Source organism: Streptomyces sp. NPDC029152, assembly GCF_055564355.1.
In genome coordinates this window covers 1-13,750 of the sequence record NZ_JBVHWR010000043.1, presented here as the reverse complement: position 1 = coordinate 13,750, position 13,750 = coordinate 1, and the positions used below count along the sequence as shown (strand labels likewise).

The following is a 13,750-nucleotide window of genomic DNA, read 5'->3' as shown; positions in this document are numbered from 1 at the left end:
CCGGTGCTCCAGCGCCACCCCCTTCGGCCTGCCCGTCGACCCCGACGTGTAGATCACATACGCCAGATCGTCCGGCGAAGCCAGCGGCTCCGGGTTGTCCTCCCGACCGGCCGGCCACTGCGCGTCCACCAGCAGCCGCGGAACCCCCTCCGGAAGGCGCTGGTCGAGAGCGGTGCTGGTCACGACCAGCGGAGCGTTCGCGTCCTCGACCATGTAGGCGATGCGGTCGACGGGATACTCCGGGTCCAGCGGGACGAACGCCGCGCCCGCCTTCAGAATGCCCAGCAGGGTGGCGATCAGGTCCGGCGACCGCTCCAGGCAGACGGCGATCAGCGTGTCCGGAGTGATCCCGATGCCACGCAGATGATGCGCCAGCCGGTTCGCCCGCGCGTTGATCTCCCCGTAGGACCAGCTCCGGTCTCCGAAGGCCACGGCCACCGCATCCGGATCGGCCGCCACCCGCTCCTCGATCAACCGGTGGATCGTCGCCGTGTCCGGATACGGACCGCTGACACCGTTCCAGTCGACCAGGATCTCCCGCCGCTCCCCCGCCGTCAGCATGTTCAGCTCGGACAGACGCGCCCCCGGAGCGGCCGCCACCGACGCGGCCAGCGTCGCGAAGTGACCGGCCAACCGCTCGATCGTCGCCCGCTCGAACAGATCCGTCCGGAACTCCAGCACCGCGCGCAGCCCGTCCGGCGACTCGACCGCCGTGAGCGTCAGGTCGAACTTGGCGACACCCCGCTCGATCTCGGTCGGCTCGATCCGCGTGCCCGTCAGCTCCCAGGTCCGGCCCTCCGCGCTCTGGGGCGCCTGGAGGACGAGCATCGTCTGGAAGAGCGGGTTGCGGGACGGGTCGCGGTCGGGGGCCAGTTCCTCCACGAGGCGTTCGAAGGGCAGGTCCTGGTGGTCGTAGGCACCCAGCGCGGTGTCCTTGACCCGGGCCAGCAGCTCGGTGAACGTCGGGTCTCCGGACAGGTCCGTGCGCATGACCAGGGTGTTGACGAAGAAGCCGATCAGGTCCTCCGTCTCGGCGCGGTTGCGGCCGGCGATCGGGGTGCCGACCGCGATGTCGTCCTGACGGCAGTAGCGGGCCAGGACGATCTGGAACAGGGACAGCAGCGCCATGAACAGGCTCGCGCCCTGCCCGCTCGCCGCCGTCCGCAGCGCCTCCGTCACCTCCGACGGCACCGAGAAGGTGACCACGTCACCGCCGCCGCTCGGCAGCGCCGGACGCTGGTGGTCGGTGGGAAGCTCGAGCGGCGCGATCCCGGCGAGGCGCTCGCGCCAGTACGCCAGCTGCCCCTCCAGGAACTCGCCGCTGAGCTGCTCCCGCTGCCAGACGGCGAAGTCCGCGTACTGGATCGGCAGTTCGGGCAACGACGCCTCACGTCCGGCGACGGCGGCCGCGTACAGCTCGCGCAGTTCACGCGCCAGGATCCCGGACGACCAGCCGTCCGACACGATGTGGTGCAACGCCAGCAGCAGGTACTGGTCGTCGTCCGCGAGCCGCACCACGTCGGCCCGCAGGAGCCGGCCGCCGTCCAGGTCGAAGGGCCGCGTGGCCTCGGCGCGCAGCACCTCGCCCGCGCGGGCCTCCGCGTCCGCCTCGGACCGCAGGTCGTGGACCGTGACGTCCACCGGCCAGGGTGCGGTGATCACCTGCCTCGGTGTGCCGTCGTCGTCCGCCGGGAACGCCGTCCGCAGCACCTCGTGCCGGGCCACCAGACCCGACAGTGCCGTGCCCAGGGCGGCGACGTCCAGCGCACCGCGCACCCGCAGCACCGTCGGCACCAGGTAGTCCGCGCTGTCCGGCGTCAACCGGTCCAGGAACCACAGACGCTGCTGCGCGAACGACAGCGGCAGCGGTGCGGCCTTCCGGTCAGCGCGTACGATCCGGGCCGCTGCCGCGCGCCGCCGCATGCGGGACAGCAGCCGTGCCTCGACCGAGTTCTCGCCCATGATGTTCCGTCCTCTTCCGTCTTGTCGCGTGGGCAGTGGGCCGCTGGTTCAGGAACCCTGTTCCTGCGCGTCGAACGATTCGATGAGCTGTCGCTTGATGCCGATGACGGTGGGCGACTGGAAGAGGCGCCGCAGACCGATGCGCACTCCGGTCGCCGCCTCCACCTGGTTGACGAGCTGGATGGCTAGCAGGGAGTGGCCGCCGGCGTCGAAGAACCCGTCGTGGACCCCGACGCGTTCGACGCCGAGCACGGCGGCCATGATGCCCGCGAGCTCCGCCTCGATCTCGTCCCCCGGCGCGCTGTATCCGGCCGTGGCGTCGCCGTCGCTCCCGGGGGCCGGCAGTGCCGCGTGGTCGACCTTGCCGTTCCGGTTGAGCGGCAGTTCCGCGAGGACGGCGAACGCCGAGGGCGTCATGGCGCGCGGCAGGCGTTCCGCGGCCCACTCGCGCAGTTCGCCGACGTCCACGGTGGTACCGGGCGCGGGTACGCAGTAGGCGGCCAGCCGTTTGTCGCCGGGCGTGTCCTCCCGGACGACCACGGCGCAGACCCCCACCGCGTCGTGGGTGAGCAGGGTCGCCTCGATCTCGCCCAGCTCGACCCGGACGCCGCGCAGCTTCACCTGACGGTCGATGCGTCCCAGCAGGTCCAGTTCGCCGTCCGCGGTGAACCGGCCGAGGTCGCCCGTGCGGTACATCAGGCCGCCGCGGAAGGGGTCGGGGAGGAAACGCTCGGCCGTCAGCTCGGGCCGCCGGTGGTACCCGCGTCCGACGCTGTCGCCACCGAGGTACACCTCGCCGAGCACGCCCGCGGGCACGGGACGGCGGTCCGGGTCCAGGACGTAGACGGTCTGGTTGACCATGGGCCGGCCCGCGCGGACCGGTCCGGCCGGGTCCGGGCGCGAGGCCCGCCAGTACGTCGTGTCCACCGAGACCTCGGTGGCGCCGTACAGGTTGACGAGATCGCCGGGGAAGCGTTCGGTGAACCGGCTCACCAGGGTCGGCTGGAGCGGCTCGCCGCTGGCGAAGGCGTACCGCAGGTGCGTGCAGTCGCCGGGCCGTACCCCGGAGACGAACAGGTCCAGCAGGCTCGGCACGAAGTGGAGGCCGACCACGCGGTGGGCGCGCATCAGGCGGGACACCTCGGCCATGTCGAGCCGGTCGGAGCCGGGCACCAGCACGACCGTGGCGCCCTGCCACAGGGGCCAGAAGATCTCGTACGCCGAGACGTCGAAGGACAGCGGCGTGGCCTGGAGGAATCCCTCGCCCTCGGCGAGCGGGAAGGCGTCCTGCATGCCGGCCAGGTAGTTGACCACTCCGCGGTGTTCGATGCGGACGCCCTTGGGGCGGCCCGTGGAGCCGCTGGTGTAGATCAGGTAGCAGAGGTCGCCGGGTTCCGCGACGGGTTCCGGCGTGTCCGTGGGGAGGGTGTCCGGCAGGTCGGCGGGCCGGTCCACGGCCAGCAGGTCCGGGCCCTCGGGCAGCAGGGCGGTGTGCGCCGTGTCGGTGACGATCAGCGGCGTGCCGGAGTCCGCCACCAGGTACGCCAGCCGTTCCGCCGGGTGCTCGGGGTCGAGCGGCACGTAGGCGGCGCCGGCCTTGAGGATGCCGAGGAGCGTCCACACCATGGCGGGCGAGCGTTCCAGGCAGACGCCCACGGGGACGTCCGGTCCGATGTCCGGCACGGCGCGCAGCCGGTGGGCGAGGCGGTTGGCCCGTTCGTCGAGTTCGCGGTAGGTCAGGCTCTCGGTGCCGCAGACGACGGCCACGGCGTCCGGGCCCTGTGCCGCCCGCTGTTCGAACAGTCCGTGCAGGGTCGTCGCCGGGACGGGTGCGGCGGTGTCGTTCCACTCGGTGAGGATGCGGTGCCGTTCGCCCGCGTCGAGCATCTCGATCTCGGACAGCGCGCTGTGCGGGCGGGCCGTGGCCGCGGCCAGCAGGTTGGTGAAGTGGGCGGCCATGCGGCGCGCGGTGTCCTCGGTGAACAGGTCGTCGGCGTAGACGACGGCGCCCTCCAGCGTGCCGTCCGCAGCCTCCGCGAGGTACATCGACAGGTCGAACTTGGCGTTCCGCACCGGGGTCTCGACGGGTTCGGCGGACAGGCCCGGCAGGTTCCAGGCGTCCGCGCCCGGTGCGTTCTGCAACGCGAACATCGTCTGGAACAGGGGGTTGCGGGACGGGTCTCGGTCGGGTGCCAGTTCCTCCACGAGGCGTTCGAAGGGCAGGTCCTGGTGGTCGTAGGCGCCCAGCGCGGTGTCCTTGACCCGGGCCAGCAGCTCGGTGAAGGCCGGGTCTCCGGACAGGTCGGTGCGCATGACCAGGGTGTTGACGAAGAAGCCGATCAGCTCCTCGGTCTCGGCGCGGTTGCGGCCGGCGATCGGAGTGCCGACCGCGATGTCCCGTTGTCCGCTGTAGCGGGCCAGCAGCAGCTGGAAGGCCGCCAGCAGGGTCATGAACAGGCTCGCGCCGATCTCGGCGGACACCTCGCGGGCGCGGGCGGCGACCTCGGCGGGCACCGAGAACCGGACCGCCTCGCCGCGTCCGCCGCGCTCCGCCGGCCGGGCGTGGTCGGTCGGCAGCTCCAGCGGCTCCAGGCCGTCCAGGCGCTGTGTCCAGTAGGCGAGTTGGCGCTCCAGGGGTGCGCCGGAGAGCCAGGCGCGCTGCCACACCGCGTAGTCGGCGTACTGCACCCTCAGCGGCCCGGCCCCGGACGCGCCGGCCCGGCCCGCGAGGGCTTCCGCGTACCGGGCGGACAGCTCGCGCACCAGCACGCCCACCGACCAGCCGTCGAAGGCGATGTGGTGCACGGTGACCGCCAGGACGCACTCCTCGTCGGCCAGTCGCACCAGCAGTGCGCGCAGCATCGGTCCGGTGCCGAGGTCGACCGGCCGCAGTCCGTCCTCGCGCAGCGTTTCCACCAGGGCGTCCTCGCGGGAGGCGGTGTCGGCGATCCCGCGCAGGTCCCGTACCGGCATCCGTACCGGCCGTGCCGGGTCGATCAACTGCACCGGCGAGCCCGTCGCGTCCGTGCCGAACCGGGTGCGCAGGATCTCGTGGCGCGCCACCACCGCGGTGAACGCGGCGTTCAGGGCGTCCGTGTCCAGCGGGCCGTGGATGCGGAAGGCGAAGGGCAGCAGGTACTCGGCCCGGCCCGGGTCCAGCTGGTCCAGGAACCACAGCCGCTGCTGCGCGAAGCTGAGCGGCGGCGGACCGCTGTCGCGTGGCGCCGGCGGGATGCGGTCCGCGCCGGTGCCGTCCAGCCCCGTCACGGCTTCGGCCAGCAGCGCCGGGGTCGGCGCGCTGAACAGCGTGCGCACCGGGACGTCGGCACCGAGCCGCCGGCGCAGCCGCGACACGACCTGGGTGGCCAGCAGCGAATGCCCGCCCAGCGCGAAGAAGTCGTCGTGCACGCCGATCCGGTCGACGCCCAGCACCTCGGACCACACCTCGGCCACCGTGCGTTCGGCGTCCGTGCGCGGCGCGGTGTACACGGCGCCCAGCCCGGACCGGTCGAAGGCGGGGGCGGGGAGCGCCCGGCGGTCGGTCTTGCCGTTCGGGGTGAGGGGGATGCGCTCCAGCGGCACGAAGGCCGCCGGCACCATGTAGTCCGGCAGGTCGCGTCGGAGGTGGGCGCGCAGTGCGCTCGTGTCGAGAGGCCCCACGGGCACCACGTAGGCCACCAGTCCCTGCGCTCCGGGGACGTCCTCGCGCAGCACGACGGTGGCGCCGGCGACCGCGGGGTGGGCGAGCAGCGCCGTCTCGATCTCGCCGAGTTCGATGCGGTAGCCGCGCAGCTTGACCTGGTTGTCCGCGCGGCCCGTGAACTCCAGCCGCCCGTCCGGCAGCCATCGGGCGTGGTCCCCGGTGCGGTAGACGCGCCGGGGCGTGCCGTCCACGTCCACGACGGTGAACTTCTCGCCGGTCAGCTCGGGCCGGCCGAGGTAGCCGCGGGCCAGTCCGGGGCAGCCGATCCACATCTCGCCCGGCACTCCCACCGGTACCGGCCGGCCGTGGCGGTCGACCACGAAGACCTTCGCGTTGGCGACCGGCCGGCCGATCGGCACCCGGTCGACGGGCCCGGTGATCCTGGCGGTCGTCGCCTCCTGCGCGGCCTCCGTGGGTCCGTAGCCGTTGACCAGGGGCACCGCGCAGTGCCGGAACCACTCCCGGACCTGCTCCCGCTGGAGCGCCTCGCCGCCGAGCCGGACCAGCCGCAGGTCCGGGCCGATGGCGTCCGGCCCGTCCAGGTCGGCGGCCAGCGCCCCGAACGCCGAGGGGGTGAGCCACGCCACCGTGACCCGGTGCTCGCGCAGCGCCGCCGCCAGCCGGCCCGGGTCCCAGGCGTCGTCGCGCAGCACCAGAGCGGCGCCGGAGACGAGCGGGGCGAAGATCTGGCCCACCGACGAGTCGAAGGCGACCGACGCGAACTGCAGGACCCGGTCCTCGGGCGTGAGGTCCAGCTCACGGCACGTCTCGCGCATCCGCGCCCGCAGCGCGCCGTGGGTGATCTGCACGCCCTTGGGGCGACCGGTGGAACCGCTGGTGTAGATCACGTAGGCCACGTCGTCCGGACCGGCCTGCGCCACCGGACCGGCCCAGGCGGTGTGCGGCCGGTCCTTCCAGGAGCCGTCCAGCAGCAGGGTCGGCGTGTGGGCGGGCAGGCGGCCGGTGTGCGCGGACCGGGTGACGATCAGCGGGGCGCCGCTGTCCTCGACCATGTGGGCGAGCCGGTCCGTGGGGTACGCCGGATCCAGCGGCACGTACGCCGCCCCCGACTTGTGGATGCCGAGCAGCGCGCACACCATGTCCGTGCCGCGGTCCAGGCAGACCGCCACCAGGGTGCCCGGCCCGGCGCCGCGCTCGCGCAGTCGGCCGGCGATCCACTCGGCCCGCTCGTCGAGCTGCCGGTAGGTGAGCCGGTCGGTACCGCACGTCACGGCCGGCGCGTCCGGCCGGCGCGCGGCCCGCTCCTCGATCAGCCGGGTCACCGTCAGGGTGTCCGGGGCGTCGGTGTCGGGGCCGTTCCACTCGTCCAGGATCGTCCGGCGCTCTGCGGCGGTCAGCATCTCCAGCTCGGACAGCCGGGTGTCCGGGGCGGCGCAGGCGGCGGCCAGCAGCGTCTCGAAGTGCCCGGCGAGGCGCACCATCGTGGCCTCGTCGAACAGGTCGGTGGAGTACACGACGGTGCCGTCCAGGGCGCCGTCGGCGGCCTCGGTGGTGTAGAAGGTGAAGTCGAACTTGGAGTCCTGGGCGGAGACCTCGAGCTGCCGCACGGTCAGGCCGGGCAGTTCCCACGACCGGCTGTCGGGGGTGTTCTGGAGGACGAACATCGTCTGGAACAGGGGGTTGCGCGACAGGTCCCGCTGCGGCGCCAGCTCCTCCACGAGGCGTTCGAAGGGCAGGTCCTGGTGGTCGTAGGCGCCCAGCGCGGTGTCCTTGACACGGTCCAGCAGCTCGGTGAACGTCGGGTCGCCGGACAGGTCCGTGCGCATGACCAGGGTGTTGACGAAGAAGCCGACCATGTTCTCGATCTCGGCCCGGTTGCGGCCGGCGATCGGGGTGCCGACCGCGATGTCCTCCTGGCCGCTGTAGCGCGACAGCACCGTCTGGAAGACCGCCAGCAGGGTCATGAACAGGCTCGCGCCGGTCTGCCGGGAGAGCCTGCGGGCGCCGTCGGCGGTCCGCGCGGGCACCCGGAAGGTGAGCATGGCGCCCTTGCCGCTGTGCCGCGCCGGACGCCGGCGGTCGGTGGGCAGTTCCAGCGGTTCGAGGCCGGCCAGCCGGCCGCGCCAGTAGCCCAGTTGCTCCGCCAGCACGTCGCCGGTGAACCACTGGCGCTGCCAGACCGCGAAGTCGGCGTACTGGAGGGGGGGTTCGGTCAGGCCGGGCGCCCGGTCCGCGATCCGCGCGCCGTACAGCTCGGTCAGCTCCCGGGACAGCACCCCCGCCGACCAGCCGTCGAAAGCGATGTGGTGCACCGTCAGGGACAGGAGGTGCTCGTCGTCGGCCAGCCGGATCAGCAGCGCGCGTACGACCGGTCCGGTGCCGAGGTCCATCGGGCGGAAGCCCTCGGTGTCCATGAGCGCGGTGGCCGCCTCTTCGCGCGCGCGGTCCCCGGCGACGGACCGCAGGTCGTGAACGGCGAGGGGGAGTGGCCGGGGAGGGTCGACGACCTGGCCGGGATCGCCGTCGGGCCCGCTGACGAAGCGGGTGCGCAGCACCTCGTGCCGGGCCACCAGTTCCGACAGCGCCGCACGCAGCGCCGGGACGGCCAGGGGGCCGCGGATGCGCAGTCCCATGGGGATCAGGTATTCGGCCCGTCCGGGCTCCAACTGGTCCAGGAACCACAGCCGGCGCTGTGCGAACGACAGCGGCAGCGGGCGTCCGTCCCGGGGCGCGCGGGGTATGACCGGAGCGTCGTCCGTGGCCCCGGCCGCCACCAGGGCGCCCATCGCGTCCGCCGCGTCCACGGTGTCGGAGCCGGACGACTCGAACAGCCGGCGGGCCCTCAGCAGGGCCTCCTCCGCGAGGAACGACGCCACCGCCCGCACCGTCAGCGGCTCGGGCAGCGGTTCCGTGCCGAATTCCGAACCGAATTCCTCCGCGATGCGGCGCACCATTTCCGTCGCCTGCGCGCGGGTTCCGCCCAGCTCGAAGAATTCGTCCTCCGCCGTGGCCACCTCGGTGCCGGTCACCGCATTCCACACCGCGGCGACGCGGACTTCGGCCGGGGAGAAACCGCCCTGGTCGGCCACCGTTCCGGGGGCCGTGGCCGTCATCGGATTCGTCGTCATGTGTCCACCAGTTCCTCGTCGTCGACCGTGTGCGAAAACCCCTCGGAAACTCAGTCGAATCCGATGCTCGCAGAGCGATCTTGGAGAGATAACTGGTTACTTCTGCCCGCGGGACGTGGACACTTCTGCCCCGGTCATGGACACGGGGATGCCCGCCCGCCCGTGCGCCCCGGCGGGCCGGGCGCCCGGAACGGGCAGCCGGCCGGGCGGTCCTCCGCCCGGCCGGCGCCGGTCCCGCACCGCGGCTCAGGCGGTCGCCCTGGCGACCTCCGCTCCGGGACCGGGGGCCGCGTCGGCCGCGCTTCCGTTCCCGGGCTCGGCGCCGGCGGGGCTCGCGTCGGGCACCGTCCGCTTGCGCATGTGCGTCCACTCCCGGTTCAGGGCCGGCACGCCGATGGCGACGAGGTAGAGCCCGCCGACGATCCACAGCGCGCCCGAGGTGCCCGCCACCGTCACCAGTCCCGCGCCCAGGAGCCCACCGAACGGGATGCCCGCCCAGGTGACGGCCTGCGCCAGCGTCTTGACGCGTCCCAGCAGCGGAGTGGGGATCAGCTCGTACGTCACGGCCCCGATGATCGGATTGACGAAGCCCGATCCCAGGCCGCCCATCGCCAGCACCGCGAGCACCAGCCACAGCGGCGCGCCCGTGGCCATCGCCACGAAGCGCGGGACTCCGCCGATGGTGAAGCCGATCAGGTAGACGGCACGCCGGGGCAGCCGCTCGCCCACTCCCGCGGCCACGAGCGCGGAGACGATCGACGTCGCGGCGAAGACGCTGACCACCAGACCCACGGCCTCGGCGCCGTGGCCCGTCTCCTTCGCCCAGACCGGCAGCAGCACGGCCATGAACGCCTGGTCGAGCAGGTTGGTGAAGGCCAGCATGCCCACGATGGACCGCAGCAGCTTGGCGTCGCGCAGGAACACGGCGCCCTGGCGCAGCCGCGAGAGGTAGCCCTCGGCCTCCTCGACCGGCGTCTCGTGCGGCTCGGGCACCGGGTCGGTGAGGGTGGTGGAGACGATCAGCGCCGACACGGCGAACAGGCAGGCGGTGATCCACAGGGCGTAGAGGCTGCCGAAGGAGGCGACGACCACGCCGGCGACGGCCGGCCCGATGGTCGTCGCGGTCCGCTCGACGGCCGCGGACAGGCCGGTCCCCCGCTCCAGCGGCACCCGGGCCGCGCGGGTAGCCGCCGGCACGAAGAGCCCCTTGGCCCCGTTGGCCGGGCCGTCCGCCGCGCCGACCACGGCCAGCAGCGCCAGCAGCAGGCCGAAGGACAGGTTCCCCGTGAGGTAGAGCAAGGGGGCGGCGGCCGTCGCGACGGTGGAGGCCACGTCACCGGCGACGCTGATGCGCTTGGGGCCGACCCGGTCGATGATCGGCCCGGCCAGCGCCTGGGCCACCACGTACGGCACGATCTGGCAGAAGGCGACCAGACCGGTCTTGCCGACGCTGCCGGTCGTCGTCAGGACGAACCAGGGCAGGGCGATGGACAGCACCCGGTTGGCCGACAGGGCCGCCGCATAGGCCGACAGCATGCCGACCAGTCCGCGCAGGACCCGGGGGCCGTCGGCCGGAGCGTCCGGGGAGGGCGTGCGTGTATCACTGTCCGCCGCCTGCTGGGCGGCCGCGTGCCGAGGGGTCATCTTTCTCACTCCGAGTCTGGGGGGTGGGAGACGTGCCGGTCCGCACTGGTGGGGAACAACTGGAACTGGAAGGCGACCCGCGCCGTGCCCTCGGGCAGCGGTGAACCCGCCGGTCGCGACGAGGAGTTGCGCCGGCGGAGCAGCCGGTGGATGTCCGCCGACAGCTCTTTGGCCTCGGCGGGGGTGAGGGTGAGCACGTAGTCGCCGAAGTCCTGGGCTTCTCGCCACTCGGGCGGCAGCGAGGCGGTCGCTTCGACGGCGTTCGTCATCGCGTCGGACCAGACCCTGCTGAGCGCCTGCAGGTAGGCGATGCCGAGACCCTCTCCGCCCGCCAGCACCGAGTCGTCGGGGACGACCGTGTTGACGTGCGCCGCCTGCCACCAGCGCTCACGGCGGCCGCCCCGGGACGGCGCCTCGACGATGAAGCCGTACTCGGCGAGCTGGCGCAGGTGATAGCTGGTCGCGCCGGTGTTCTGGTCCAGCCGCCGGGCCAGCGTGGTGGCCGTGGCCGGCCCCTCCGTCCGCAGAACCGTCAGGATCCGCACGCGCAGCGGATGTGCGACACCCCGCAGGTTGCGGGCGTTCAGACGGACTTGGGAGGGCTGTTCGGGATGTTCCATGCACCCCAGGCTAGTTGACAAAGACTTCTGTGCAAAGGCTTCTGTGCACAGAAGTCTTTGCATCGGGTGTATGGCTGATTCCCGCCGATAGATGGCTTGTTGGCCCCGGCGGCTCGGAACCCCCGCGCGTCCGGCCGGGCACGAGGGGCCGACGAGTGCCGATGCCGCCGGGCGGCCCTCTCTCGCCGTCGGCCCTCGGTGATGCGCCGAGTCGATCGCGCGCAGGCGCGGGCGGCGGGCGACGGGTAGGCGCGGGCGGCGGGTAGGCGCGGGCGGCGGGCGACGGGTAGGCGCGAGCGGCGGGTAGGCGCGAGCGGCGGGTAGGCGCGGCACAGTCACGTTCCTGGGAGGAAGGGCCCCATACCGCGGGCGAGTTGCCGGGGTCACGCGTCGACCCCGGCGGGAGCGGGGAATGCCGGCCGGAACACCGGCACCGCCACGGGGAGCAAGCCGGAGCCGGGTCTCGTCGCCGGTCCCGGGGCCGGGTGACGGTTCGCGCCGGCGCTTCCCGCCCTCCGCGCCCGCACGCCCCGCGGACATGCGACCGGCCCGCCCGGCCGTCGGAACGGCCCACGGGGTGCGGCAGGTCCCGAACGCCCGCACCGGACATGCCGCCGGCACCCCTCGGCGCGGGCGAGCGCTCCCGGCCCGCCGGGAGCGCTCGCCCGTTCCGCCGTGCGGCCGTGCGGTCAGGCGCCGCCCGCCTGGTCGCACAGGACGATGCCCTCGACCGTGTTCCCGGTGGTTCCGTATCCCGGGAAGGTGAACCAGTTCCGCGCGGCCACCTCCTGGCAGGGGACGTCCGTCCCGTCGCCGTACAAGACCTTCACCCTGTGGGCGGCGGAGCAATCGTTCGTCACGAACGTGTAGCGCCACCCCGGGCTGTAGGTCAGGCACGCGGGTACGGGGGCCTGACTCCCCTCACTCTCCTGGGACTCGGCGTGAGCCACCGTGACGGGCGCCGCTACGGCCAGAGCCGCCACACAAGCCATGACAGTTGAACGCATGAACCGCTTCATCGAAGTGCTCCCCTTCACTTGGTGAACAAGCGCCCTCAGGATATGGAGGGCCGACGAGGGGATGAAAAATATTGCGGCAAGTTTCACATCCTTGCGGTGTCGCTTTCGATGCCTCCGCGAGGCGCCGATCCTCGTGAACATGCAGCTCAGCGGGTCGACTCGGCACCACACCGCTTGATGACAGGGCACCATCGGATGGATGAACCCACGGACCGAGGGAGGTTACTGCCGGATGAAACGGCACGTCTTACTCCTGCCACCAGGCCGCGCTGCCGTCGACAAACGAAGACATGACCGTGCCGAGCGAGGCGGTCGCGACAAGACCGAAAACGATCGCTCCTCACCCCGTTCCGGGCGTCGGCCCGCAACGGAGAAGTGCCCGTGCCGGGCGGCCGGCACGGGCACTTCGTGAGCGGGCTCCCGTCAGCGCGTGGAGACGTGCGCCGCGCCGTGGAGATCGTCCGGCACGCCGGGTGCCTGGACGCCCGTCGCCGCGAGCAGCGCGCCGTTGGCGGCCCGCTGGGTGGCGATGAGCTGGCCGCGCAGCGCCTCACGCACCCGGTCCCGGTCGCGCGGGTCGACGGACCAGGCGGTGCCCTTCGCGAGGTGCGGGAACTTCTCCTTCTGGGCGTCGTCGAGGGACGTCGGCACCAGGCGCAGCCACTGCCCCTCGTGGGAGAGGGCACCGTCCTCGACGGTGATGCCCCCCTCGGGGGCGTACACGAGCTGCTGACTGGTGGCGTCGGTGGCCTCGACGTCCCACACCACCGTGTCCGCGTCGATCCAGTGGGCCTTCGAGGCGCCGAGGTCGAGGTCGGGGGCGGAGCCCACGGTCGGCAGCAGGTAGCCGGCGGTGCCGCCGAGGAGCCAGACGTCCTTCCCGTGGGTGGCGAAGTCCAGGGACCGGTCGCTGGCGACGTCCTTCTCATCGCCCTTGTGGACGATGTAGCTGAGGGACGTGGCGCCGACGGCGAGGGGCACTTCGAAGGTCACGCCGAAGCTGTCCCTGCCGACCGGCTGCAACGGCTTGGACCAGTCCGTCGGGTTCGCCGCGCCGGTCCAGGTGTGCAGGCCCCAGCCGTCGTAGTCGCCGTCGGCGCGGTGGTAGTGCAGGACGGCCTTCTTCTGGTCCTGCGGCGGGTAGGCGCCCTCGGGCGCGGTCACCGTCTGACCGCCCTCGCCCTCCTCGATCCAGACCTCGCCGGTCTTCGCCGTCTCGAGGGTGCGCCGCGGGCCGTCCGCGGTGCCGTCCTTCTCCACGGTGTAGGTCACGTCGCCGGCATCGCCGTCCAGCTTCACCCAGGCGAAGGCTCCGTAGGCGTCGCGGCCGGTGAAGTCGGCGGTTCCGGCGGACGACCTGAGCTGCCAGCCGGCGTAGTCGCCGTCCGTCCGCCGGTAGTGCACCACGGCGTAGGGGCGGTCCACCGCGCTCGGCCGGGGCTTGAGCGGGGGTCGTCCGGCGGTGGTGGCGGCGGTGTCGCCCGCGGTGCGTCCCGCGTGGTCGACCACGACGGCCTTGTAGCGCAGGGGCGTCCCGGCGCGCACCGTGTCCGGCAGGTGCTGGGTCACCCGGTACGGCGCGTGGTCGGCCGAACCCAGCGTGCGCCAGGGCCCGTCGCCGACCTGGGCGGCGAACACCACCCGGTTCAGCCCGCCGCCGTCCACCTCGGCGGACACCTCCACGTCACCGGCCGCACCGGCCGCCGGGGCCTT

The 13,750-nt window shown here is 73.0% G+C and carries 5 protein-coding genes and 1 pseudogene; all 6 read right to left on the bottom strand.

Translation table 11 applies throughout. From position 1 onward, the window contains the following. Window positions 1–1,962: condensation domain-containing protein (locus ACZ4V6_RS36100; RefSeq protein ID WP_467835442.1), on the bottom strand; the 1,962-nt coding region annotated here is incomplete at its 3' end. Window positions 1,963–2,010: 48 nt separating this feature from the next. Then, window positions 2,011–8,754 carry an amino acid adenylation domain-containing protein gene (locus tag ACZ4V6_RS36095; protein WP_467835440.1) on the bottom strand — a complete coding sequence of 2,248 codons (6,744 nt, stop codon included), beginning with the start codon at window positions 8,752–8,754 and terminating at the stop codon, window positions 2,011–2,013. A gap of 246 nt (window positions 8,755–9,000) precedes the next feature. Then, window positions 9,001–10,398, bottom strand: coding sequence for an MFS transporter (locus ACZ4V6_RS36090; protein WP_467835439.1), 1,398 nt, complete (start codon window positions 10,396–10,398; stop codon window positions 9,001–9,003). A gap of 5 nt (window positions 10,399–10,403) precedes the next feature. Continuing rightward, window positions 10,404–11,018, bottom strand: a complete 615-nt coding sequence (locus tag ACZ4V6_RS36085) for a helix-turn-helix domain-containing protein (RefSeq protein ID WP_467835436.1) — start codon at window positions 11,016–11,018, stop codon at window positions 10,404–10,406. Window positions 11,019–11,707: 689 nt separating this feature from the next. Continuing rightward, on the bottom strand, window positions 11,708–12,010 hold the full coding sequence (locus tag ACZ4V6_RS36080) for an alpha-amylase (RefSeq protein WP_467835444.1): 303 nt from the start codon (window positions 12,008–12,010) through the stop codon (window positions 11,708–11,710). Window positions 12,011–12,481: 471 nt separating this feature from the next. Further along, window positions 12,482–13,750: pseudogene (locus ACZ4V6_RS36075) on the bottom strand (pullulanase-associated domain-containing protein); the annotation flags it as partial.